Raw genomic sequence first — 24,884 nt, 5'->3', positions numbered from 1 at the left:
TCCTTGATCAAGAATGCGCGGATTATGCCAGAGCCTCCCAGAAAAACTCCACGCGGGCACTTCGACCTTCGTCGGACCAGCTGGCGTTGCGGCTCAACTGGCGGATCAGACTGACACCACGTCCCGACAGACGGATGCCATCAATGGGGCGCGCCATCACTCGCTCGACATCAAAACCTTTGCCACTGTCTTCGACCTGAATGGTCAGGCAACCGCCGTCATCCTTTGGCGCGACCTGCAAATGCATTCGCACATAGCCATCTTGCAGTGCATCCAGACGCGCATTGCGCTGCTGATAATAGCGGGCAAAGCCCGAAGCATCGCGCTTGAGGCTCGAATCCAGACCCAGCACGCCGTGCTCCAGCGCATTGGAATACAGCTCCGCCAGCACACTGTAGAGCGCCCCGCTCTGCGCGCGCAAACCATGGACCTCCAGCAGCAACTGCAGAAGATACGGCAGCGGATTGAAGCGTTTCAGGGTCGCAGCACGGAACTCGAAACTCACCGACCAGTCCAGCGGACAGGACTGGCCGCTGTCGGAATAGACCAGGGCCGGTGGATTCAGCTGCGCGGCTTCGAGCAGGCTGACTTCGACCATGCTGACATCGTCGCGGGCCTCACCGCGAAAATCCCGCAGCGCCTGCTCAATGTCTTCGAAAAGATGGTCAGGCTGACGGTTGGCCGCAAACACCTGCTGCAATCGCTCGACACCAAACAACTGATCATTGGCGTCACAGGTGTCAATGACCCCGTCGGACAACAGGAACACCCGATCGCCGACGGCCATCGGAAACACTTCGGTACGGTCATCGAAGGTCTGCGGACTCAGCACGCCGAGCGGCAAATGCCGAGCCTTAAGTGGCGTGCGCTCACCGCTGGCGATGCTGTGCAGATATCCGTCCGGCATGCCACCGTTCCAGACTTCCACCGAGCGCCGCTGAAAACTCAGGCACAGCATCGTTGCACAACAGAACATGTCCACCGGCAGGATGCGCTTGAGCTTGGCGTTCATCTCGCGCAACGTTTCCGACAGGCCGTAGCCCTTGGCGGTCATGCCGTAGAACACTTCAGCCAACGGCATGGCCCCGACGGCGGCCGGCAAACCATGGCCGGTGAAATCGCCGAGCAGCACGTGCATGTCGCCGGCCGGGGTGAAGGCCGCCAGCAACAGGTCGCCGTTGAACAGCGCATAGGGCGATTGCAGGTAACGGATATTGGGGGCGTTCAGGCAGCCGGAATGGGCGACCTTGTCAAAGACGGCCTTGGCCACACGCTGTTCGTTGAGCAGGTAATCGTGGTGCCTCGCAATCTGATCACGCTGTTCCAGCACGGTGGCCTGCAAACGCCGCAAGCGGTCCATCGCCTTGATTTTGGCGGCGAGGATCACCTGGTTGTAGGGCTTTGCCAGAAAGTCGTCGCCGCCGGCCTCAAGACAGCGGGCCAGCGCCTCGCTTTCGGTCAGCGAGGTCAGAAAGATGATCGGCACCAGGGTTTCCCCGGCCAGCGCCTTGATCTGCCGCGCCGCCTCGAAACCGTCCATCACCGGCATCATGGCGTCCATCAGGACCAGTTGCGGTCGTTGCTGGCGAAACGCTTCGACCGCTTCGGCGCCATTGGCCGCCGTCAGCACTTGATGACCCTGACGGCGGACAATGCTCGACAGCAGCATGCGATCGGCCGCGCTGTCTTCAGCGATCAGGATCGTCAGCGGTTCGAACAACGATTGCATGGCCGTCACGCCACGTCGAAGATCTGTTCGAAGTTGGAGATGGCGAGAATCTTGCGCACATCGGCGTTGGCGTGGCTCAACGTGATCTCGGCGTTCTCGCCACCGGCGTGATCACGCAGCAGCAACAACATCCCGAGCGCTGAACTGTCGAGGTAAGTGGCGTCCTTCAGGTTTACTTCGAAGGACTCGGGTTTTGGCTGAAGGTTTTCGTAGGATTCACGAAATTCCTGATGCTTGGCGAAATCGAATCGTCCTTTGACCGATATCGTCAGCTTTTGTCCATCCTGGGAGACTTCTGTAACGACTGACATTGAACGGCTTCCTTGTCATTGGCGAACGTACGTGTACAAGGTTTAGCACTTGGCGGGGATGGGGGCAAGGCTGGAAATTTGTGGAATATTGAAGGACGCCTTCGCGGGCAAGCCTCGCTCCTTCAGGTTTTGTGTCGTTCTCTAATCGGAGGACGACACAAAACCTGTAGGAGCGAGGCTTGCCCGCGAAGAACGATAACGCGGTTTCACTGGCTCAATACGGACTTTCACGCGGCAACCGCTGGGACAACTCATCCAGCAGCTTCTGTTCGCGCTTGTCTTCCAGCTGCCGCGCCTCATCCGCGTAGCGCTGGACCAGCTTGCGCAGGCCCTCGACCCTGGCAAACGCCTGCTGCCAGGTTTCCCGCGCCTTGTTCAGGTTGTTCTGGTGCCACGCCAGGCTTTGCCGCTGCTGATCGATGGCGACGCCCAGTTGCGCAAGGAAACCCTGATACCCCAGCAACCATTGGCCCGAAACGCCGCTGCTGCCGCGAATGATCCACTGTTCCTGATAATCGAGGCGAAAGGCTTCAAGGTCAGCGAGCTTGCTTTCAGCCAGGCGAACCTGGCCTTGAAAGTGACCCAAACGCTGTACGGCAGTCTTCTCGGCCTTCTCGGCCATTTCGACCACCGGTGCCAGCCGCCCTGCCCGACTCTGGGCCATGATCGATTAACCGCCAGCCGCAGGCGCGAAGATCGACCCGAGGTAGGATTCGCTTTCGCCCAGGCTGATGTTGTCGTTAAGCCCTTGACGCAGGTATTTGACCAGCTGCGGCTGCAGGGCAATCGCCAGGTCGGTTTCCCGGTCACCGCCGGCGACGTAGGCGCCCACGCTGATCAGGTCGCGGCTCTGTTGATAGCGCGACCACAATTGCTTGAAGTACTGGGCGCGGGCCATGTGCTCCGGCGATACCACCGACGGCATGACCCGGCTGATGGACGCTTCGATATCGATGGCCGGGTAATGCCCTTCCTCGGCCAGACGCCGGGACAGCACAATGTGCCCGTCGAGCACACCCCGCGCCGCATCGGCGATCGGATCCTGCTGGTCATCACCTTCGGACAGTACGGTGTAGAACGCCGTGATCGAACCGCCACCCTTCTCGGCGTTACCGGCCCGCTCCACCAGTTTCGGCAGTTTGGCGAACACCGACGGTGGGTAACCCTTGGTCGCGGGCGGTTCGCCGATGGCCAGGGCGATTTCCCGCTGGGCCTGGGCGAAACGGGTCAGGGAGTCCATCAGCAACAAGACGTTCTTGCCCTTGTCGCGGAAATATTCGGCAATCCGCGTGCAATACATCGCAGCGCGCAGACGCATCAGGGGCGCATCGTCCGCCGGGGACGCCACGACCACCGAACGCTTGAGGCCTTCTTCACCGAGGATGTGCTCGATGAATTCCTTGACTTCGCGACCCCGCTCACCGATCAGCCCGACAACGATAATGTCGGCCTCGGTGAAGCGGGTCATCATGCCCAGCAGCACACTCTTGCCGACGCCGGTACCGGCGAACAGCCCGAGCCGCTGCCCACGCCCGACCGTCAACAAACCATTGATGGAACGAATGCCTACGTCCAGCGGCTCGCTGATCGGGTGACGCTTGAGCGGGTTGATGGTCGGGCCGTCCATCGGCACCCAGTCTTCAGCCTTCATCCCGCCCTTGCCGTCCAGCGCACGACCGGCGCCATCCAGCACCCGCCCGAGCATGCTCATGCCCATCGGCAAGCGACCGGTGTCAGCCATCGGCACCACACGGGCGCCCGGCGCGATGCCGGCAACGCTGCCGACCGGCATCAGGAAGACTTTGCTGCCGGAGAAACCCATGACTTCGGCTTCGACCTGCACCGGGTGGTAACTGTCGTCGTTGATCACCATGCAGCGACTGCCCATGGCAGCGCGCAAGCCTTCGGCTTCGAGGGTCAGGCCGACCATGCGCAGCAAGCGGCCTTCAAGGATCGGCGCGCCAGCCAGCTCCGTGGCCTCGGTGTAACCACCCAGGCGTTTGGCGAAGCTGGTGCGGTCAAGGCGCATCGGGTTCTTCCGGTTCGGCTTCGGCCTCGACGGCAGGCTTGTCGTCGATCGGCAGTTCCAGGCTCAGGTCCGGCGCGGCCGGGTGCAAGGCCTGTTCGTGCAACTGATCGAACAGCTTGTCCATGACTCTGGTGATCCGGGTTTCAACCGTGGCGTCGATGCGACTGTGCTCAGTCTCGACCCGGCAACCGCCAGGCAACAATGCTTCGTCCTCGACGATGCGCCAGGTTTCTTCATGGCGTTCGCGCAGGGCTTTGACCTGTTCGAAATCCTGCGGATTGATGTACAGCCGCACATTGCCCACGCCCAGCGGCAACAGCTTGAGGGCGTCGCGCATGACGTGTTCGATTTGCGTCGAATCGATGGCCAGCTCGCGCTGAATCACCTGTTTGGTGATGTGCTGCACGAGGTCGACCAAGGACTTTTCGATTTGCGTATCCTGCTCGGCGATAGGCTCGAACAGGTTGGCCATCAGTTGCTCAAGTGCCGCGACTTTCGGCGCAAGGACCGCCTCGGCTTCCTGACGAACCTTGAGCGTGGTGCTGTGAAATCCTTCTTTCTCGCCCGTCGCGAAGCCTTCGTTGTAGGCCTCCTGACGGATGCTTTCAAGTTCTTCGAGGGTCAGTGGCTGGACTTCTTCCAGCGGCACTTCTTCCATTTCCGGCGGCTCGGGCTCAGGTTCTGGCTCGGGCTCCGGGACATGCGGGTCGAAACTGGGCAGCGACCAGACATCGAAACCACCGACATCCTTGGCACGGATCAGGTCGGTCTGGGACTCATCATGTTTGGACGACATAGTGACCTTAGATCATCTCTTCGCCGCCCTTCCCGCCGAGAACGATTTCTCCGGCTTCGGCCATACGGCGAGCAATGGTGAGGATTTCTTTCTGTGCAGTTTCCACGTCGCTGACGCGCACCGGGCCTTTGGCCTCGAGGTCGTCGCGCAACAGTTCGGCCGCCCGTTTGGACATGTTCTTGAAGATCTTTTCCTTGACGCCTTCGTCCGAGCCCTTGAGGGCAAGAACCAGCACATCGGAGGACACTTCGCGCAGCAACGCCTGAATCCCGCGATCGTCGACATCGGACAGGTTGTTGAACACGAACATGAGGTCTTCGATCTGACCGGACAGGTCTTCGTCGACTTCGCGGATCGAGTCCATCAGCTGACCTTCGATCGAGCTGTCGAGGAAGTTCATGATGTCGGCCGCACGCTTGATGCCACCCAGGGTGGTGCGCGAGGCATTCGAGTTGCCGGAGAACTGCTTCTCGAGAATCTGGTTGAGTTCTTTCAGGGCCGCTGGCTGCACGGTGTTCAGCGAGGAGACCCGCAGAATGATGTCCAGACGCACCTTGTGGTCGAAGTTGCCCAGCACTTCGCCGGCCTGGTCCGGGTCGAGATACGCCACGACGATCGCCTGGATCTGCGGGTGCTCGTAACGGATCACATCGGCGACGGCGCGCGGCTCCATCCACTTCAGGCTGTCGAGGCCACTGGTGTTGCCGCCGAGCAGGATGCGGTCGATCAGGCCGTTGGCCTTGTCTTCGCCCAGGGCCTGGGTGAGCATTTTGCGCACGTAGTCGTCGGAGCCGACGCCCAGACTGGTCTGGTCGCCGACGATGTCGACGAACTCGCTCATCACCTGTTCGACCTGCTCGCGATGCACGTTACCCATCTGCGCCATGGCCACACCCACACGCTGGACCTCTTTGGGCCCCATGTGGCGCAGCACTTGCGCGGCATCGGTAGACCCCAGGGACAGCAGCAGGATCGCGGCTTTATCAACCCGGGACAGTTTGGCGACAGCGGCTCGGTTATCACTCATCTGCGTTAATCCACTCTTTCACGACCTGGGCCACACGACCCGGATCTTCTGCCACCAGACTCTTGATTGCGTTCAACTGTGCGTCATAGCCTTCGCTCGGGCTCGGCAGCAGGATGCTGGTCGGGCCACCGAGGCTGACGCGATCGTTGGCCAGTTCGCCGTCCAGACCGCCCATGCCACCGAGTTCGACGTCGCTGCCCAGACCCAGTTGTTTGCCTTTGCCGCCGTTGGTGATGTTGTTGAGCACCGGACGCAGCACGCCGAACACCAGTATCAGGATGAACAACACACCCAGCACTTGTTTGACGATGTCCCAGAACCATGGCTGGGAGTAGAACGGAATATCGGCAATCACTTCTCCGCGCTCGGCGGAGAACGGCATGTTGATCACGCTGACGCTGTCGCCACGGCTGGCGTCGAAGCCGACGGCGTCCTGCACCAGACGGGTGAAGCGCGCAAGTTCATCGGCGCTCCACGGCGCACGGGTGGTTTCACCGTTGGCGGCGTTGATCTTGACCTGATCGTCCACCACCACCGACACCGACAGGCGATTCAACCGGCCCTGCTGCTGCTTGGTGTGACTGATGGAACGGTCAAGTTCGAAGTTCTTGGTGGATTGTTGACGCTTGTCCGCCGGGTACGGCGCCAGCATCGGCTGGCCGGTGGCCGGGTCCATGATCTGCTGACCGTTGGCGTCCAGCAGTGGCTGGCCTGGCTGCACCATGCCGGCCTGCGCGGTGGCGCCACCGGTGGTTTGCGGTGCCGAAGCAGGCGACGGCGGCTGGTTGCTCAGGGCACCCGGAACGCCTTGCGGACCATTGCTGGCAGTACGTTGTTCGTTGACCGACTGCTCGCTGCGCAGCGCTGGCTGGTCTGGATTGAACTGCTCGGAGGTCGACTCGACGGCACTGAAGTCCACGTCGGCGGAAACTTCGGCTTTATAGCGGTCGTTGCCCAGCACTGGCTGCAGGATGTTATGCACACGCTGGGTGAGCATGCTTTCCATGCGACGGCTGTAATCGAATTGCTTGCCGGCCATGGTCAGTTCGGAGTTCTCCGCCTGATCCGAGAGCAGATTGCCCTTCTGATCGACGACGGTGATCTGCGACTTGCTGAGTTCAGGCACGCTGGTCGCGACCAGGTTGATGATCGCCAGCACCTGACCCGGCTCCAGCGAGCGACCGGAATACAGCTCGACCAGAACCGAGGCGCTTGGCTTGCGCTCATCGCGCACGAACACCGAACTCTTCGGAATCGCCAGGTGCACGCGGGCACCCTTGACGTTGTTCAGGCTGGAAATGGTCCGGGCCAGTTCACCTTCGAGGCCGCGACGATAACGGGTCGCTTCCATGAACTGGCTGGTGCCGAGGCCCTGGTCCTTGTCGAGGATCTCGAAACCGATGTTGCCATCGCTGGGAGTGACACCAGCGCCCGCGAGCTTGAGTCGCGCACGGGACAGATCATCGGCCTTGACCAGCAAGGCACCGGAATTCGGTTCGACGGTGTAGGGAATGTCAGCGGAAGCCAGGGTATCCATGACTTGCTTGGCGTCCATACCGGCAAGGCTGCCGTACAGAGGCCGGTAGTCCGGCTGCTGGGACCACAACACCACGGCGAAGCCAATCGCCACGCTCGCAGCCAGGCCGACCAACAGGCCCACCTGACGCAACATGGTCATCTCGGAGAGGTTTTCCAGGAAGGACAAGCCGAACAGCGGCGGTTTGCCGTCTATCGGAGTGGCCTTGGCCGGAACATTATCGGCGACTGCTTCTGCCATGACTCAATCTCGTCCTTAAACCGGCATCTGCATGATGTCTTGGTAAGCCTGAACCAGCTTGTTACGCACTTGGGTCAACGCCTGGAAAGACACGCTGGCCTTCTGCGAGGAAATCATCACGTCGGTGAGGTCCACGCCGCTTTTGCCGATCTCGAAGGCATTGGCCAACTGGCTGGACGCCTGCTGTGTATCGTTCACTTTATTGACGGCCTGACCGAGCATGTCGGAAAAGCTGCTGCCACTCAGTTCAGGGACGGCGGCAGTCGATTTCGGCGCAGACATGGCATCCATTTGCATGGAGCGCATATCCAGCATCAATCGATTAAATTCAATACCTTGGCTCATGGTCTACTCTCATTGGCGACCCGCAATTTTTTGACACTCACTCGGCGGGTAGTGAGGTGTTAGCAACAAGGGTGCCAGCTCCGTGGCCGCTCCAAACAAAAGCCTTCCAGGCTTTGCCTTGCCAACGAATCAGGTGGCGAACAAATAAGCTTCCACATCCATTCCGGCGTCGCGCATCTGCGCCAGTTTGTAGCGCAAGGTGCGCGGACTGATACCCAGGCGCTCGGCCGCTTCCTTGCGACGTCCACGCTCGGAGCGCAGTGTGTCGATAATCATCTGGAATTCGCGGCGACGCAGATCGTCCCCCAGCGCCCCCGCCGATTCGGCCTCGACCTCTACCGCTCGCACCGGCGCCAGTGCCGGCAACGGCGCACAGGCCACCGGCCCGGCGAGGCAGAAATCCTGAGGCTGGATCAAACCGCCCTGCTGCAGGATCAACGCTCGCTGAATCGCGTTATCCAGCTCTCGCACATTGCCCGGCCACGGATACCCGATCAGGCACGCCTGCGCCTCGGGCGACAGCCTCGCCGCGGCATGCTTCATTTTATTGACGTGCTTGGCCAGCAGGCGCTCGGCCAGCGGCAGGATATCGGCGGTGCGCTCGCGCAACGGACGCCAGGCCAGCGGAAATACCGACAGGCGATAGTAGAGGTCCTCGCGAAAACGTCCCGCTGCGACTTCCCCGGCCAGGTCACGGTTGGTGGTCGCGACGACTCGAATGTCCAAGGTGATTGGCTTGCGCGCGCCAACCCGCTCGACTTCACGTTCCTGCAGCACACGCAGCAACTTGGCCTGAAGGCCGAGGGGCATTTCGGAAATTTCATCCAGCAGGATGGTGCCGCCGTCGGCCTGCTCGAACTTGCCGGCCTGCGCCGCGATGGCGCCGGTGAACGAACCCTTCTCGTGACCGAACAGCGTCGCTTCGAGCATGTTGTCGGGAATCGCCGCGCAGTTGATCGCAATGAATGGCTGACTGGCGCGATTCGAGTGCTGATGGATGTAGCGCGCCAGCACTTCCTTACCGGTCCCGGACTCGCCGGAGATCAATACCGTGGAATCGCTACGCGCTACCCGCGCAGCCAATTCGAGCAATTGCGCACTGGCCGGCTCAAACGCTACAGGCCCTTCACTGTCGGTGATGCCCAGACTGCCCAGCGCATGACGCGCCACCAGGTCAAGCAGCGCCTTGGGCTCGAACGGCTTGACCAGATAATCCACGGCCCCCTGGCGCATCGCATCGACCGCGCGCTCCACGGCGCCGTGAGCCGTCATCAGCAAGACGGGCAATTGCGGCTGACGAGCCCGCAACAAGGCGAGCAGTTGATGGCCGTCCATGCCCGGCATGTTGACGTCGCTGAGCACCAGGTTGAACGGCTCGGCACCAACCGCTTCAAGCGCCTCCTCCGCCGAACCGACCGCCTTGTAGTCGTGCCCCGCGAGCAGCAGCGTATCCGCCAGTGCCTCGCGCAACGCGCGGTCATCCTCGACCAGTAAAACCTTGATTGCCATGTCCTTCACTCCGCTCCCTGAGCGCTACGCTTCTCATCAAAAAAAAGCGGCAGAATCACCTGCGCACGAGTGCCGCGCCCGAGACGAGAACGCAGCTGCAATTCTCCCTGATGAGCACGCGCCACCGCCTTGACCACGGTCAGACCGAGGCCGGTTCCGGTGGTTTTGGTGGTAAAGAACGGCTCACCGAGACGCGCCAGCACTTTCGTATCGATACCGCTGCCGCTGTCGCTGACCGATACCCGCAGGTTGTTGTCACGGCTGTAGAGATGAACTTTCAAACGGACGCCGCCAGCACTGGCCTGAATGGCGTTCTCGATAAGGTTCAAAATCGCTCCGACCAGAGTGTCGCGATTGCACAGCAATTCTCCCGCGCGGCTGTCGCACTGCCAGCGAATCGGCAAGTCCTGCACGTGGGTCAATGCGGCCGACTGCAAGGCCTGCATCAGCATCTTCGGCGTGAGGCGATCGGTCAGCGGCAGCTCGCCGCGCGCGAACACCAACATGTCGCGCACTTGATGTTCCAGCTCATGCAAACGCTCTTTCAGCCGCCCGGCGAAACGCTGCTGCGTGGCCACCGGCAGCTCTTGCTCGGTCAAATGACTGGCGTAGAGCAACGCGGCGGACAAGGGCGTGCGGATTTGATGAGCCAGCGATGCAACCATGCGGCCGAGGGACGACAAGCGTTCATGGCGAGCCAGTTGATCTTGCAGATGTCGGGTTTCGGTCAGGTCGTTGAGCAGCACCAACTGGCCGGGCTCGGCATCCAGCGAGCGAGTGGCGATCGACAGGCGCCGACCGTCCTTGAGCGAGATTTCATGGCCGTCGTCTTCACGTGGCGCGAAGCAGCGGGCAATCACATGACGCCACAGCTCGCCTTCGAGGGGCAGACCGAGCAATTCACAGGCAGCGGGGTTGGCTTCGCGCACGATGCCTTGGGCGTCAATGACGATGACGCCGCCAGGCAATAGATCAAGGAGGTTTTGCAGGCGGTTCGCCAGGCGTTCTTTTTCCGCCAGCTCCTGCATGCGCTGAGCGCTGACCACCGCCAACTCGCCCTTGAGCTCGGTGACCCGGGCTTCAAGCATGCTGTAGGAATCGGTCAACTGGCTCGACATCTGATTGAACAGCGCGAACGCCTGCTCGAGGCCAAGCCGGCTCGCCTGCTCTACGGACGACGGGTGCCCCGAAGCGTCAGGGACAGGAGATATCTGGGCGGCGTGGGGCATCGTGCTCTCTCGCGTGGCTGACCGTCAGTTAAACGGAACGTTGCGAGGGACGTAGCAATACCCGTGCCTAAAAAAAACTGCCTATAAATGAACGGCTTGAAAAACAGGCGTCAATCATCCGCCTGTTCATCACCGTCGCGACGGCTCATGCCGTACTTGCGCATCTTCTCCACCAGCGTGGTGCGGCGAATCCGCAGTCGCTCGGCGGCGCGCGCCACGATGCCATTGGCATCATCCAGCGCCTGCTGGATCAGCCCCTGTTCCAGACCACCGAGGTAGTCTTTCAGATCCAGGCCTTCGGGCGGCAGCATGGCGTTGGCGGTAAAGTCCGGCGTATGACCATTGATGGCCACGCGTTCTTCCAGATCACTACGCAGGCTGTCGACAAGCTGCTCGTCTTCGTCATCGACGTAGCGGAATTTCTTCGGCAGCTCGACGACGCCGATGACCCCGTACGGGTGCATGATCGCCATGCGCTCCACCAGGTTCGCCAGCTCGCGGACGTTGCCCGGCCAGCCGTGACGGCACAGCGACATGATCGCCGCGGAGTTGAAACGGATCGAACCACGCTTCTCGTGCTCCATGCGCGAGATCAGTTCGTTCATCAGCAACGGAATGTCTTCGACGCGCTCGCGCAGCGGCGCCATCTCGATCGGGAACACGTTCAGGCGATAGTAGAGATCTTCGCGGAAGGTGCCGATCTCGATCATGCTTTCGAGATTCTTGTGGGTCGCTGCGATGATGCGCACATCGACGCTCTGGGTCTTGTTGCTGCCCACGCGCTCAAAGGTGCGTTCCTGCAACACGCGCAGCAACTTGACCTGCATGGGCAGCGGCATGTCGCCGATTTCATCGAGGAACAGCGTGCCGCCGTTGGCCAGCTCAAAACGCCCGGCGCGGCTGGTGATTGCCCCCGTGAAGGCACCCTTCTCGTGACCAAACAGTTCGCTTTCCAGCAACTCGGCCGGGATCGCCCCGCAGTTGACCGGAACGAACGGCGCATCACGACGCTTGGAGTGATAGTGCAGGTTACGCGCGACCACTTCCTTGCCGGTGCCGGACTCGCCGAGGATCAGCACGCTGGCGTCGGTGTCGGCGACTTGCTGCATCATCTGACGGACGTGTTGAATCGCCCGGCTGGTGCCGACAAGACTGCGGAAAAGATTGGGCTCACGGTGACGACCGCGCTCGCGAGCCTGGTCATACATCTCGCGATAGACCTGGGCACGGTGCAGCGAATCGAGGAGTTTGCTGTAGCTGGGCGGCATTTCGAGGGTCGAAAGCACTCGGCGACGCTGGTCTTCAGGTAAGTCAACGGAAGAATTATCGCCCATTAACAAAACCGGAAGGAACTCATCCCAGGTAGAGAGTGTCTTTAACAAGCCCGGAAGTGCGCCAGGAGCATTGACCGTCCCGATGAGGACACAGATCACTTCACGACTTGATGACAAAGAGCCGACAGCCTGCTGCCAGTCATGGCTACCGCAGGGTAAATTTTCTTCGCCAAGAAAATTTAAAATCACCGCCAAATCGCGGCGGCGGACGCTATCGTCATCAATCAGCAGAATTTTGGTTTCACGCCACATGCAATAGCAACTTCCCTAGTCAACTCAATGCCCGAAATGAGGGGGCAAGCTAGACGCTTGCAGACACGTTATGCCTGTAGACGCCTGAAATCTGCAACCAGCCACTAGTTAAGTCAAAAAACCGTGCACAGTCAAATTTATGGCGCACCCGGTCTGGATTAACTGAGGGTTAATTAACCAAACAGATGGTAAACCTTTGCTGCGTTCTGTGCTTGATGGATCTGCGACATCTCATCGACTATTGCTTGTCTTTCCCCTGTCGCCGCCTCAAGAAGCTGTTTATAGACCCCCAGCAACTCCTCAAGATTGTCGCGCAACGCAGCCTCGTCCACCGAAGCTTCACTCAAGACGTCTTCCATGCAGGAACGGCAAGCCAGGTCCAACTCACCAATGGCTTCCCAGTTTCGCTCAGCCAAAGCACCGACCAGGCCTTCACGGGTTTCTTCGATTCGCTGCAATACAAGACTCATGGTGATCTCCTTAAAACTGCGGACCCGGCGCGGCAATTGCGTCCCAGCCGTCCTTGACGGTGCGAAGCAGATCGGCGACTTCGTCGAGAATCTTTGGATCGGTTTTGACGTTGGCTTCTGTCAGGCGCTTCATCATGTAGGTGTACAGCTTGTCCAGTTCACCCACGGACTCGACAGAATTTTCCAGGTCCAGGCCTTCACGCAAGCCACCGATGATACCGATGGCCTTGCCGATGAAAATCCCTTTGTTGGGGATGTCCTTGCGCTCCATGGCACCCTTGGCCTGAGCGATGCGATCAAGGCCACCCTCCATGAGCATTTGCACCAAGCGATGGGGGCTGGCTTCGGAAGTCTGGGCCTGAGCGCCAATCTTCTGGTACTGCCGAAGGGCTAACATCGGGTTCATGTTGTACCTCATTAAAACTTTGTGGTTCGTATAGCCAGTGTATCGACACGGCGTCAAAAAACTTTAGATTGAAACAAAAAAAGCCCGACAGGCGGAATCCGCTGCCGGGCTTTTGGCGTTTGTGCGCTATCAGGCGTTTTTCTGCGCGTTCATCGCTTCGAATATCGAGGTAATGTTGGCCCCCGTTGCCTTGAGCTTACCGACCAGAAGGTCCATGTCGTTGTACTTTTTGGTCAGCACGGCTGTCAGCGTCTCGACCCGACGATCCAGTGCCTCCTGCTGGCTGGCCAGGTTGGTTTTGACCTTGGCCAGGCTGGCGGAGCGCGCATCGAGGATGCCTTCGTTGCCCGTGACGGTATAAGGCGTAAGCGCCGTATTCATCCGTTCCAGCAGCCCCTTGGCCGCATCGCCGGTTGCCGCTGGATCACCCAGGAACAGCTTCTGGATCTCGCCACCGAGCTTCTGCGTATCCATCGCCTTGGAGAACTTGGCGCTGTCAAAATCGAGCGCACCGGTTTTCTGGTTGGTGGTAATGCCCAACTGCGAAAGCACGGTCAGCTTGTCACCGGCACCGGTAGTGGCCAACGGCTCACGGATCGACGCCAGGACACCCCGACCCAGAGGGTCACCGGTCAATGCAGCGGCAACGGTCGGCTTGCCATCTTTATCCAGGGTCGCCTTGGTCAGCGTATTGATGGTGGTGACAACCTGGTTGTAAGCATCGACAAAGGCCTGGATCGATTTTTTCAAACCGTCACTGTTCGGCCCGACCGTCACAGTGGACGTCGCCCCTACACCACCTGACACCAGGTTCAGCGTCAGGCCGGAAATGGCGCTATCGACGGTGTTGGATTTGCTGGTAATCGCCAGTCCGTCAACCGTGAAGCTGGCGTCCGCAGCAAGTTCACCGATGGCACCCGCCGAGGTTGCCGTAGGCGTGGCGCCCATTTTCTGGCCCGCGGTGATTGTCAGGCCGGCAATACCACTGAGCGTGATATCGGAACCCGCACCGGTAACAGTGGACCCCATCACCAGACGAGAACCGAAGGAGTCAGTGACAATGTTGGCACTGAAACCATTGGCGCCTTGCTGGGTGTTGATCGCATCCCGTACCGATTGCAGCGTAGCGCCGGGGGGAATGTCGACAGGACGGGAAATGCCATTTTGAGTGATGGTGAGCGTACCACTCGGAATGGCACTGCTAGGGCCGCCGGCAAACGCGGCAGTCGCCACTTTCGACGAGGTCGCAAGGGAGTTGACCTTGACGACATAAGTACCGTTGACCGCCGTGTTGCTGGCGACGGAGGTCAGCACTTTGGGATCGGAACTCGTGGCGGTGTAACCCAGGAACTGCGGGGTCGTGGTACTACCGAGGTTTTTGATCGCGGTCTGGAAATTCGCGAGGACACTCTTGAGGGTCCCGAGACCGGAAATCTGCGAGGTATTGGTGGTCGTCTGTCGGTTGATCTGACTTTGCTTGGCCGATTTGTCAGCATCAACCAAGGCTTTGACGATAGCCGTGGTGTCAAGGCCGGAGCCTAACCCCAGACCCGGTAGAATTGGACTTGCCATGTGGGACTCCCTTCAGTGTGTCGCCGGCCTTTTGACCATTACAACGCCCAAAAGAACATAGCAACAAAATTCGTGCCAGCTGTCAGGCTTTAGCGCTGAACAACAGACTGCTTGCATCGTTCAAACTGTTGGCCAGCTTGAGGACTTCTTCGTTGGGGATTTGGCGAACCACTTCACCCGAATCACTGGCAATCACTTTGACAATGACCTTGCCTGAAGGCTCGTCAATCGAGAACTCCAGGTTGCGCTTGACCGACTGAACGAACTTTTCAATTTCCTGAACGGCCATCTTCAGCTTGTCCCGCTCGGTTACTGCGTCTTTTGGTTCATCCTTGACCGTCGCCACTGTGGCAGCATCGGCTCGAGGCTTTTCCACCGGATGCTCAGCAACAGTCGTCGCCGGCTTCGCAGCTGGATAAGACAAGTTCAGCTTCACGCTCATATCCATGTCCATCACCTCTTAAACTGAAAAAGCGAGAGAGCGCGCGTGCGCACTCCCCCGCCAAAACTTACTCAGCTATTACTGAAGCAGTTTCAGTACAGCGGATGGCAGTTGGTTGGCCTGGGCCAGAACTGCAGTGGAAGCTTGTTGCAGAGTTTGTTGCTTGGTCAGCTGTGCAGTTTCAGCAGCGAAGTCGGTATCTTGTACGCGGCTCAGTGCAGCACTGGCGTTTTCGTTGATGTTTTGCAGGTTGGAGATGGTGGTTGCAAAACGGTTTTGAGCAGCACCGAGGTCAGCGCGAGTGGCGTTGATTTTGGCCAGGGCGTTGTCGATGGCCGAGATAGCCGAGGCAACTGCCGAGTGGTTGGCTGCGTTGGAGGTACCGGAGATGGTAGTACCGGTCATGGCCAGGGCGCTGGAGTCGAAGCTCGAAGCCAGGGTCAGGGTGATCTGGTTGTCGGAAGTAGTACCCGCACCCACCTGGAATTCCATCGCGCCAGCGGTACCGTCGATCAGTGCCTTGCCGTTCAGGTTGGTGGACTGAGCAATACGGGTCAGTTCAGCGATCGACTGTTGGTATTCTTTGTCCAGAGCGGTACGGTCAGCAGTACCGTTGGAGTCGTTGCGCGATTGCAGAGCGATTTCACGCATACGTTGCAGAATGTTGGTCGACTCTTGCAGAGCGCCTTCAGCGGTCTGAGCGATCGAAACACCGTCGTTGGCGTTTTTGATAGCCATGGTCTGACCACGGATTTGCGAGGTCATGCGGGTAGCGATCTGCAGGCCGGCGGCGTCGTCTTTGGCGCTGTTGATTTTCAGGCCGGAAGACAGGCGAGTCATCGAAGTCGACAGAGCATCAGAAGCCTTGTTCAGGTTCTTCTGAACACCCAGCGATGTAGTGTTAGTGTTTACTGTTAAAGCCATGACGAATTCCTCGTTGGTTGGGTACTGCGGCTTCCGGCCCTGGCAACCGCCGGGTTGGCCTAGAGAACCTTCGTAATAGTTATCGTCGCGAATGCAGGTTGCTTTAGGGGATTTTGAAAATTATTTGCCATCACACTGCCACCCCTCATGAAACAAGGGCTTGGCGGCAGTTGAATACAAAAAAGTGACGCCAGGGAAATGCCGGTAACGGGACAGCGAGGACTCGCCTGTACCGGCACAAAAACCAAAAAGCGTTAAATGACAGGTGCCGACTTCAAAAATTCCGGCAGCTCATAGTCAAGATAATCCGCCAGCGCCAACCAGTCCTGCGCCTCCTGACGGGCCAGCATGTCAGCGAGCAACGCTGTCCAGCGGGATTGAACCTCGACACTCATTCGCTCCATCACAAGTTGCACATCGCTGCACACCTGAACCATCAACAGCGCCGCTTCGACATCTCGCCCCAGACGGAACAAACCGGAACAGTCCTTCGCCCGGGCAGCCAGCAAGTCTTGAGTCATCGTGTGAACTCCGGGTGAAACGTCGTGCCGACGATCATCGCCCCTGCCCGACTGCTGTTATGGAAGCCCACTTGAGGATGTCCGGCGATGTACCGTTCCAGCTCGCACAAGTAACTGCGGAAATTGAGCTGCGTCTTGACCCGCTGACCGTGGCCGTCGAGCACCCAATGCCTGGCGGCACCCAGCTGCGGTCCAAGATCTCCGTCATTCCAGCCGGCGTGAGTCTTGTCGTTCGGGAAAGCAAAGTCAGCGCCGAATAGCGTGATCTGGCTGGCGCCCATCTTTACCGCGAGGTCCACCGCCGGGTGGATCACACTGCCTCCGACATAGAGTTGGGCCTTGGGTAGCGCCTCGCGCAGCTCCCTATAGATCGGACTGGCGGAATAAGCCACGTAGCGCGGCCCCTGCCACCCCTCCAAAACCGCTGGATCGACCATAGGCATGTAGACCAGCGTGATTTCGCCGGAGGCGTCGGACGGTAAATGCCGCGTCGAGATGCGCTGATCGATCGTGACCACCACATCCGGCGTGATGCCCTGCTCGATCAGCGGCCGGTAGGCGGTATCGACACAGATCAACAAGGGTCGCTGGGTGCGCTCGCGCACCGCACGCAGCGTGTCGAAGTGCTGCTCCAGGCTCGGCCCGGTGCCAATGACAAACACCTCTGTGCCGGAACAGGTGGCAAACAGCTCGGCAACATCGGCATCGGCGCGAACACGCTCGACACACGCCTGCAAGCGCTCGGCAATCTCGGGATTGGCCGGATCGAATTCACGATTATTGAACGTCAGGTGAGTTTCGCTGATCAGCCGGTCGCGGATCTTGGCGTTGTAGTCGTCCGCCAGTACCAGTTCCGAAGGCAACGCGAAATACGGCAACTGGATTTCCACCCGATCGCCGGCGTACAGCAGTTCGACTCGCGGATCACTCAGCCACGACTGCTGATCGAGCATTTGCAGCACCAGGGCAAACACAGCGCCATTGAGAATGTGCACGTACAGCCGTTCAACCCCGGCACGTGCCAGCAACTGTGCCTGCAAATCACCCAGCCCGGTGCCATAGACATGCACCACCTGACTGTCGACGGGCAGGCTATCGGCTTGCAGCGCGGCTTCGCGGGTGCGGTCATGGCGACTGGTCAACTGAATGCCATTGACGCTCAACGTCGAGCCGAGGCCTTCCACCAAGTCAGCCTGCAAGGCTGCGCTGTCTTCAACTGACAGTCGATGCCAGACCTTGGGCCAGCGCTGTTGAATCAGCTCGCCGTTGCGCTCAAAGAGCTCGCTCATGGTGCCTCGCTTTTTCATTCGGGCAAAAAAATAGCGCTCAAGGTTACACCTTGAACGCTTTTTTTGTGCCTGGCTTTTAGGGGTTCAAGGGCGATAGATAATCGCCGAGCCCCATGACAGTCCCACGCCGAAACCGCTTAACGCAACGCGCTTCCAGCTGGAGTCCAGAACGTGTTTTTCCAGCAGCAACGGAATGCTCGACGACACGGTGTTGCCGGTCTCGACCATGTCCTTGATGAACTTCTCGGGCTCGCCCTCGAAACGTCGTGCCACGGCATCGACAATCGCTGCACTGCCCTGATGGATGCAAAAGGCATCGATATCGTCAGCCGTCAGCTGCGAGTCGGCCAGCAGTTCATGCAAATGTGCCGGAACCTTGAGCAGCGCGAAGTTGAACACCTGGCGGCCGTTCATGAAAAACACACCGTCGGTGACCTTCAGGTGCGACGCGCCGGAACCGTCGGTGCCGAACTTGGCCTTGCCCAACTGCCAGGGTGCGTTTTCACCCATCCAGGTCGCCGTGGCGGCATCGCCGAACAGCATGGTGGTGTTGCGGTCTTCCGGGTCGACGATCTTCGAATACGGATCGGCGGTGATCAGCAGGCCATTCTTCAGGCCCGCGGCCTCCATGAAGCCCTTGATCGCGTAAATGCCGTAGACGTAACCGGAGCAGCCCAGGGAAATATCGAACGCCGCCACGGTAGTTGGCAGGCCCAGTTTGTCCTGAACGATTGCAGCGGTGTGTGGCAGGCCTTCTTCGTCGCCGTTCTGAGTGACGACGATCAGCACGTCGATGTCTTCACGCTTCAGGTCGGGATTGTTGGCGAACAGCGCATTGGCCGCTTCGACACACAGGTCCGACGTTTCCTGCCCGGCGTCTTTGCGCGGCAGGAAGGCTGAACCAATCTTGCCGAGGATGAACTCTTCATCCTTTTCGAATTTTGCACCTTGTGCGTAATTGTCCACGCCGGCTACAGGAACGTAGCTCGCAATGCTTTTTATGCCAATCATTACGGCTTCCCAATAATAAACAGCCCAATACCACCGCTCGTCATGATTCGAGGGGCGCCGACAAACAGAGAAAAACGCCGCCCCATCGAGGCGACAGCGGGAAGAATAAAAGGCTATCACTGGGCCAGAAACAGGCCAGGCGCCACCTTCCCTATTAATACAATACAGTGAAGATGCGCGTTATGACTCGCAGGTCACGCTATTTTGCCGAATCAGGCCGATAAGCTGCAGTGCGACCGCTCAAAGTGAGCGGCCAGCACCTCGGGCAGTGCGTCAAGGTCAGGGATGGAAACCTGCGAATCGTAGCCCGGCAGAGCCACGACGTCGCGATGCCCACCGGTCTGCACCCGGACCGTCAATGCGCCAAGCGGTTTGAGGTTCACGAAATCCTTGGAGGGGTTGTCACCCACGTAAACCATATCGGCCCAGCGACAGCCTTCCGCCTGGCGAATAAGCTCGAAGCAGTGGATGGAAGGCTTGGCATGGCGGATACCAAAACGATGCGTGATAAAGACTCGCTGAAACTCCGGAGACAATCCCAGTGCATCGACTTTGTTCTTTTGCACGATCTTGTGCCCGTCGGTGACGAGATAGAGCGGTACTTGCCCACGGTATCGGTCGAGCACGAGTCTGGCAGCGGGAAACAATTCAAGGCTCGGGCGATGATGGCGATAAATGTTCACGCACTCAGCGACACGCGCCTTCGACAACTGCTCATGCGACGCAAGCCATCGATCAAAAACCCGTCCTCGCCCCTCACGCTCAAGTACGTCGAGCATAAAGTCCAGCGAACGCTCGGCGTTCCATCCATAGGCAGCCTGGCCGTGACGGGCCACTGCGCCGAGTCCGCTGGTGACAAAGCTGCTTTCGTCGTAAAGCGTATCGTCAAGATCAAAAATCAGGATCATGCAGCACCAGATCAGTAGGCAGACGAACTTGTCTTACCTCCCCCGCAATACGCTTGAAAACAGCTGGCAGCCCTTGGCCGAAGGCCTCTGCAAGGCTCCAGTAAAGGACGTCCAGCCCGGCAGCGATGGCGGTTGTGGAGGCACCGCCGAAGCGAGGATTGCATTCAATGATGCGCATGGTGTCGTTGATGACGATTGCCTGCATCACCACGGGACCACGTAAGTCCAGCGCCTGCAGTGCGCGAACAGCTTCACGCTCGAGCGCTTCACTGCGAAATGTGGTCGTTATCTGTGATTCGCCAGCGATCACTCGGTCGCGACTGCGCAGCACCACCCCCACCACCGAGCCGCCGCGATCAATCCAGCCGTCGATACTGATTTCCGGCCCCGGCACAAATGACTGATAGATCGGCGCGTCCAGGTTTTTTCCGTGATGGCGAGCGGCATCAAGGGACAAATCAAGTCCGATCGAACGGCTGCCGGCACCGAAACGTTCTTTCACCACATAAGGTCCGGCACCAACCGCCTCGGGGTTCATCGCCGCATCGATGACAGGGAGTCCGACCTTTTTACCGAAGTCTGAGAAAGCGAACTTATCGAGGCAGCGCTCGACCGCCCCAAGGCTTGAGACGACGACGCAGATTCCCGCTTCAGACAGCGTTGCGCGATGGCGCGCCCAAAAGAGCAATTCGCCATCGCGGGTTGGAAACACCACCGCAATCCCGCGTTCGTGACAGCCTTGGATCAGCGCAGGCAGTTCAGCGTCGGTAATGGGCGGCATCTGCCAGAACCCGTCAGCCACATAACGAGCTGGCGCTTCAGGATCGAGATCGCCGGCAAAAACGCGAGCATCGGGATTTATACGCCTGACCGCTTCCTGCATGGCGCGCACCAGCGGTGCCTTACGCGAAGCGGAAGTGACGAGCACATTTATGCGAACCTGACTCTCATTCACTGAGCGCTTTTCCATTCACAGGCAAGCAAGCCATGGGCAAACGAGTCCATGGGCCTACCGTCAACCAACACATGCTCACGCAAGCGTCCCTCGCAACGAAATCCCGAAGCCTCCAGGGTCGCGATATGGCGGGTGCGGTGCTCGAATGTTTCGGTGCAGAGGCGCCGCAATCCAAGATCTCCGAAAGCCAGTTGTTTCATCAAGTCGAGGAAGCGTGAAAACAGGGCGATGAGTTCGTCTGAGTTCTTTTCGAGTTCCGGGGTGAGCAAAAACGAAACCTCGGCCCTGCGGTTTGGCCAGGAAATGTGGACCAGGCCACCGTACCCGATCAAGACCCCTGCACGTTCCAGTGTGACCAAGACCTGCGAGGGTTCCAGGCTTTCGGTCTGTGGCCAGACCTGCTCGACAAAATACCGCTCCTGCTGTTCAGGGGATATCGGAGCCGTTTGGCGCAGCACATCCATCTGGGCATTGCGCCATTGCCGTATCGCTTCGATGTCGGCCGGCTGCACAGCTCGCAGGTCAAGCACCCCGTCTGAAAGGCGCGGGTTCGGCATCACCTGGTATCGAATGGCGTCTGCACTCATTCGATCACCAGGTACGAAGTCAGCGGGTTGGATGGATCACGCCGTATGGCGTAACGAGACAACCCCAGCACTTCGCGCACGGCGAGGGTTTCACCCGGAAATTGCGGTGTATTGAGTTCGTCAAACGCCAGGATGCTGCCCTTGGTCAGGTACGGCAGGATCGCCTCGAGACAATCGCGGGTCGGCTTGTAGATATCGAAGTCAAAATAGGCCAGCGCCACGATGGTTTCGGGATGACCCTTGAGGTAGCCGGGAAGCGTCAGCGTGGCATCTCCCTGGACCAGCTCATGCTTTTTCTTGTGCGGGATTGGCGCATTCTGCGTGTGGAAGTCGAGGATGTCCTCGAGCTCCTCTTTCCAGTTCTCGACAACGCCATAGTCACCCGCCTGTACACTGCCGCCATCCTGAGGCGCCACCGAAGGAAAACCTTCAAAGGTATCGAAGCCGATGATCTTGCGGTTGTAATTGAAGGGCTCGTGTATTCCCCTCAACGTGGAGAACAACGCCATGTTCTGCCCCCAACGCACACCAAACTCCATGATGACCCCGTGAACGGGCACGATCATCTGATAGAGCATCTGCATGAAGTTGATCCGCGACAGCGTTTGTCGCGTGAGGTAGAGGCCGATGTTGTCCAATAGCTCGCGGTCCGGAATCCGTGAGGCGCGAAGTCGGTCGACAAGCATCTGCTTGCGCTCAGTCTCGGACTGCGTCGAGCCGACAAGTGTTCGTATGGTGCTGTCTGTCATGTAGTGACTCCTCAGGGTTTCGGTCTAAAGAACGCGGTCAGGTTACGACCGAACCCCACATCAACGAGTGAAGCGTAAAAGCGGTTGGCAGCTTCGATGCCCGCCTGCCCGATCAACCGCTCGAGCGTCAACCGGGCCCGGTGGGCTGCAGGCCCCTGGGAACGATCAGCGACGTAGTTTGATCCTTCGTGTGCAAGAAACAGGTCGATCGGAAAATCGCCCTGAATCGCAAGGCAATCCCAGTCCGTTGCCTCAGCCGTTCGGCGCAGGCTGTCAGCGGTGAAGTACGACAGATGATCGGGCACGGCGACCCAGAACCGCTCAGGTATCGTGCCCGCCGCGTACAGTTCCTCGTGATAAGCGGTGCCGTCGTTCGGAACAGTCACCACAAGAAGCCCGTCTGGAGCCACTAATCGGCGCAGTGATTGCAACAGGCTCACGGGATCCAGCACATGCTCGAGTACGTTGCCCAGCCAGACCAGATCGTATTGTTTTCCAGACGCGATACGGGCCTCGAGCAGTTCGAAGACATCACCCTGCTCGACGTGGTCGGCGTACGCCGGATTGACCTGCTGCACGCCTGCGCGGCTGTAGTCGATACCTTGAACCTGCCAACCGAGCCGATCGAAGAACCTGAGCACGAAGCCTTCACCGCAGCCGACATCAAGGAGGCTACCGGGCTGATCATCACTCAAGAGCGTGCGAGCCTGACCTGCCTTTTGCGCGATTCGCAGCTCGATGACCTCGAGTTCTTCTTCAGAATAGGATTTTCGAAAACTGCTACTGGCCGCGGTCTGAAAATAAGCCTGCGCATAATATTCGCTCAAGGCCTCCGGCGTGGGGCGATCCACCACCTCCAGAAAACCCAACTCGTGCCGGCGTAGTCGCGGGTCATTCATCCAAACATCCTTTCATGTTTCAGCTCGGCAAGCGCCCAGTCGTCCTCGGTATCGATGTCCTGCACCTGGATCGCAGGCAAAACGATCGAGCCGGAGTTCGCCCCCATCAACACGTGATCGCGCAGAAATGCCTCGATGCGGAACCAGTACCACTGACCTGCATCGTGATAGGCGACCGGAAGGTCCTGGGACCGGGCGTTGAGGTTTTCAGGGAAGTTGAGGGTGATGCATCCATCGTCCTCACGTTGCAGCGATCGCCAGATCGGATAAGAAAAAGCAGCGACGGGCATGATGACGTCGAACCGGCTTCCCAGCAGCTTCGCACGTCCGTCAGCCAGGTCCCGTGCCCGCACGAAAGGCGCCGTCGGGTAAAGGCAGCAGGCAAGATCGAACTGCACGCCCGCCTCGGCATATTGACTCAGCACCTCAAGCAGGACCTGCGACGTTGTGGCGTGATCATCCGCTGCCACTGCCGATCGCAGGAATGGCACCTCGGCGCCCAAGGCGCGTGCCGCTTCTGCAATCTCTGCGTCATCGGTGCTGACCATGACCGTGTCGAAAGCGCCGGATTCGAGTGCCGCTTCAATGGACCAGGCCAGCATGGGCCGACCACGAAACAGGCGGATATTCTTACGGGGGATTCGCTTGCTGCCACCTCGGGCAGGAATGATCGCAACGGCGCGAGGCGTGCCGGTCATGTATCAATTCCTCCCTCGATCATCGAGGCGTCAAGCGGCTCGCCAAAGGCAAGCTCGCGCACAGCCCTGCGCCCAAGCACCGCCTCAAGAAATTTGGGTTTGAGCCCGTTGCCGGGACGGATAGAGCGCACGTTTGCCTCCGTCAACATCTCGCCCTTGGCGACAGGCGCCACGACATAGAGTGAACGGCGATTTTTCAGGACAATTTCTTCCGACCGGGTCGGCTCGAATGCCGGAGAGCCGACCGCCACATGGGCGATGCGTGCCGTCGTCACAAGCTCGGCCAGTTCGGCGGGTTCCAGCGAGAAGGCGCTGTCGACCCCACCCTCCGCGCGATCAAGAGTGAAATGCTTTTCAATGAACGACGCCCCCAGCCCCACTGCAATGGCAGACACCACCGTGCCAAGCGTATGGTCGGAGAGCCCGGCCACGACGTCGAAACGCCGGGCGATCTCGGCGATCGTCGCCAGATTGGCCTCTTCCGGCGGCGCCGGATACGCGGCTGTGCAGTGAAGGACAACAATCTCTGTGGCCCCTGCCCCACGCGCGGCTTCTATCGCTTCGCTGATCTCTTCAAGGGTTGCCATGCCGGTGGACATCACGATGGGCTTTCCCGTGCGCGCCACCTTGCGGATGAGGGGCAGGTCGATCAATTCAGGCGATGCAATCTTGTAGGCCGGTGCGCCAAGAGACTCGAGAAAATCCACCGCCGTGGCATCAAAGGGCGATGAAAACACCGTAATCCCGACCTTGCGGCCATGCTCGAAGATCGCTTCGTGCCACTCCCACGGCGTGTGCGCCTCTTCATAAAGCTCATAGAGTCGACGGCCATCCCAGAGACCACCGCTCACCATGAACTCTGGCCCGCAGTGATCGATGGTGATGGTGTCGGCGCGATACGTCTGAATCTTGACCGCATCAGCACCCGCCAGCTTGGCGGCTTCAATAATGCGAAAGGCACGGTTGATGTCACCGTTGTGGTTTCCGGACATCTCGGCAACGATGTAAGGAGGCTCGGCCGGGCCTATGCGACGCCCGGCGATGCTTAGAACCGGTTGCCGAACGCTTGGCGCTCCTGTTCCCCGTGCTGCGTGCTGCCCTTTCACAAAGCCACT

26 protein-coding genes are annotated in these 24,884 nt (G+C 59.4%); all 26 read right to left on the bottom strand.

Annotation, left to right across the window (positions count from 1 at the left end; translation table 11 throughout):
• Positions 1-22 precede the first annotated feature (22 nt).
• The 26 genes from J2Y86_RS25965 to pseI all read right to left on the bottom strand — a co-directional run bounded on the left by J2Y86_RS25965 (position 23) and on the right by pseI (position 24,875).
• Positions 23-1,729: an ATP-binding SpoIIE family protein phosphatase gene (locus J2Y86_RS25965; RefSeq protein ID WP_253438256.1), complete on the bottom strand. Its 1,707-nt coding sequence runs from the start codon at positions 1,727-1,729 to the stop codon at positions 23-25.
• A gap of 5 nt (positions 1,730-1,734) precedes the next feature.
• Positions 1,735-2,040, bottom strand: a complete 306-nt coding sequence (locus J2Y86_RS25960; RefSeq protein ID WP_253438253.1) for an STAS domain-containing protein — start codon at positions 2,038-2,040, stop codon at positions 1,735-1,737.
• A 214-nt stretch (positions 2,041-2,254) separates the two neighbouring features.
• A complete protein-coding gene (gene fliJ / locus J2Y86_RS25955; RefSeq protein WP_253438250.1) occupies positions 2,255-2,704 on the bottom strand; it encodes a flagellar export protein FliJ in 450 nt (149 codons plus the stop codon).
• A 6-nt stretch (positions 2,705-2,710) separates the two neighbouring features.
• Entirely contained in the window at positions 2,711-4,069 is a 1,359-nt protein-coding gene (fliI, locus tag J2Y86_RS25950; protein ID WP_253438247.1) for a flagellar protein export ATPase FliI, read from the bottom strand.
• The gene (gene fliH / locus J2Y86_RS25945; protein WP_253438244.1) at positions 4,059-4,865 is read right to left on the bottom strand and encodes a flagellar assembly protein FliH; all 807 of its coding nucleotides are present in this window, start codon (positions 4,863-4,865) and stop codon (positions 4,059-4,061) included. Before fliH ends, fliI begins: the two co-directional genes overlap by 11 nt.
• Positions 4,866-4,872: 7 nt before the next feature.
• Entirely contained in the window at positions 4,873-5,892 is a 1,020-nt protein-coding gene (fliG, locus tag J2Y86_RS25940; RefSeq protein WP_003184041.1) for a flagellar motor switch protein FliG, read from the bottom strand.
• A complete protein-coding gene (fliF, locus tag J2Y86_RS25935) occupies positions 5,885-7,669 on the bottom strand; it encodes a flagellar basal-body MS-ring/collar protein FliF (protein ID WP_017337180.1) in 1,785 nt (594 codons plus the stop codon). The genes fliG and fliF overlap by 8 nt, the downstream gene beginning before the upstream one ends.
• 15 nt (positions 7,670-7,684) lie before the next feature.
• On the bottom strand, positions 7,685-8,014 hold the full coding sequence (gene fliE / locus J2Y86_RS25930; protein ID WP_017337179.1) for a flagellar hook-basal body complex protein FliE: 330 nt from the start codon (positions 8,012-8,014) through the stop codon (positions 7,685-7,687).
• A gap of 129 nt (positions 8,015-8,143) precedes the next feature.
• The gene (locus J2Y86_RS25925; RefSeq protein WP_253438241.1) at positions 8,144-9,523 is read right to left on the bottom strand and encodes a sigma-54-dependent transcriptional regulator; all 1,380 of its coding nucleotides are present in this window, start codon (positions 9,521-9,523) and stop codon (positions 8,144-8,146) included.
• A gap of 5 nt (positions 9,524-9,528) precedes the next feature.
• Positions 9,529-10,752, bottom strand: coding sequence for a sensor histidine kinase (locus tag J2Y86_RS25920; protein ID WP_253438239.1), 1,224 nt, complete (start codon positions 10,750-10,752; stop codon positions 9,529-9,531).
• Positions 10,753-10,862: 110 nt separating this feature from the next.
• A complete protein-coding gene (locus J2Y86_RS25915; protein ID WP_008044600.1) occupies positions 10,863-12,338 on the bottom strand; it encodes a sigma-54 dependent transcriptional regulator in 1,476 nt (491 codons plus the stop codon).
• Positions 12,339-12,511: 173 nt separating this feature from the next.
• Positions 12,512-12,808, bottom strand: a complete 297-nt coding sequence (locus J2Y86_RS25910; protein ID WP_017337176.1) for a hypothetical protein — start codon at positions 12,806-12,808, stop codon at positions 12,512-12,514.
• Between the two features lie 10 nt (positions 12,809-12,818).
• Positions 12,819-13,214 (bottom strand): flagellar export chaperone FliS, encoded by a 396-nt coding sequence (fliS, locus tag J2Y86_RS25905; RefSeq protein ID WP_008035229.1) that lies wholly within the window; start codon positions 13,212-13,214, stop codon positions 12,819-12,821.
• Between the two features lie 129 nt (positions 13,215-13,343).
• Positions 13,344-14,786: a flagellar filament capping protein FliD gene (gene fliD / locus J2Y86_RS25900; protein WP_253438235.1), complete on the bottom strand. Its 1,443-nt coding sequence runs from the start codon at positions 14,784-14,786 to the stop codon at positions 13,344-13,346.
• Between the two features lie 82 nt (positions 14,787-14,868).
• Complete coding sequence (locus J2Y86_RS25895; RefSeq protein WP_253438232.1) at positions 14,869-15,234, bottom strand: flagellar protein FlaG; 366 nt, start codon at positions 15,232-15,234, stop codon at positions 14,869-14,871.
• 72 nt (positions 15,235-15,306) lie between these two features.
• Positions 15,307-16,152, bottom strand: a complete 846-nt coding sequence (locus J2Y86_RS25890) for a flagellin domain-containing protein (RefSeq protein ID WP_214381506.1) — start codon at positions 16,150-16,152, stop codon at positions 15,307-15,309.
• A gap of 254 nt (positions 16,153-16,406) precedes the next feature.
• Positions 16,407-16,673, bottom strand: a complete 267-nt coding sequence (locus J2Y86_RS25885) for a hypothetical protein (protein ID WP_253438228.1) — start codon at positions 16,671-16,673, stop codon at positions 16,407-16,409.
• Positions 16,670-17,962 carry a motility associated factor glycosyltransferase family protein gene (locus J2Y86_RS25880; protein WP_253438218.1) on the bottom strand — a complete coding sequence of 431 codons (1,293 nt, stop codon included), beginning with the start codon at positions 17,960-17,962 and terminating at the stop codon, positions 16,670-16,672. The genes J2Y86_RS25885 and J2Y86_RS25880 overlap by 4 nt, the downstream gene beginning before the upstream one ends.
• 84 nt (positions 17,963-18,046) lie before the next feature.
• Positions 18,047-18,973: a ketoacyl-ACP synthase III gene (locus tag J2Y86_RS25875; RefSeq protein WP_253438214.1), complete on the bottom strand. Its 927-nt coding sequence runs from the start codon at positions 18,971-18,973 to the stop codon at positions 18,047-18,049.
• Between the two features lie 212 nt (positions 18,974-19,185).
• Positions 19,186-19,881 (bottom strand): HAD family hydrolase, encoded by a 696-nt coding sequence (locus J2Y86_RS25870; RefSeq protein WP_253438211.1) that lies wholly within the window; start codon positions 19,879-19,881, stop codon positions 19,186-19,188.
• Entirely contained in the window at positions 19,865-20,836 is a 972-nt protein-coding gene (locus J2Y86_RS25865; RefSeq protein WP_253438208.1) for an ATP-grasp domain-containing protein, read from the bottom strand. Before J2Y86_RS25865 ends, J2Y86_RS25870 begins: the two co-directional genes overlap by 17 nt.
• Positions 20,833-21,423, bottom strand: coding sequence for a GNAT family N-acetyltransferase (locus tag J2Y86_RS25860; RefSeq protein ID WP_253438205.1), 591 nt, complete (start codon positions 21,421-21,423; stop codon positions 20,833-20,835). Before J2Y86_RS25860 ends, J2Y86_RS25865 begins: the two co-directional genes overlap by 4 nt.
• A complete protein-coding gene (locus J2Y86_RS25855; RefSeq protein ID WP_253438202.1) occupies positions 21,420-22,172 on the bottom strand; it encodes a TylF/MycF/NovP-related O-methyltransferase in 753 nt (250 codons plus the stop codon). Before J2Y86_RS25855 ends, J2Y86_RS25860 begins: the two co-directional genes overlap by 4 nt.
• Positions 22,173-22,183: 11 nt before the next feature.
• Complete coding sequence (locus tag J2Y86_RS25850; RefSeq protein WP_253438199.1) at positions 22,184-23,071, bottom strand: class I SAM-dependent methyltransferase; 888 nt, start codon at positions 23,069-23,071, stop codon at positions 22,184-22,186.
• Complete coding sequence (pseF, locus tag J2Y86_RS25845) at positions 23,068-23,769, bottom strand: pseudaminic acid cytidylyltransferase (protein ID WP_253438196.1); 702 nt, start codon at positions 23,767-23,769, stop codon at positions 23,068-23,070. The genes J2Y86_RS25850 and pseF overlap by 4 nt, the downstream gene beginning before the upstream one ends.
• On the bottom strand, positions 23,766-24,875 hold the full coding sequence (gene pseI / locus J2Y86_RS25840; protein WP_367399719.1) for a pseudaminic acid synthase: 1,110 nt from the start codon (positions 24,873-24,875) through the stop codon (positions 23,766-23,768). The genes pseF and pseI overlap by 4 nt, the downstream gene beginning before the upstream one ends.
• Between the last annotated feature and the right edge of the window lie 9 nt (positions 24,876-24,884).

The organism is Pseudomonas migulae, assembly GCF_024169315.1.
GTDB classification, from domain to species: domain Bacteria; phylum Pseudomonadota; class Gammaproteobacteria; order Pseudomonadales; family Pseudomonadaceae; genus Aquipseudomonas; species Aquipseudomonas migulae_B.
Note: the sequence above shows the minus strand (reverse complement) of the source record. Positions and strands in the feature narration are given on the sequence as shown.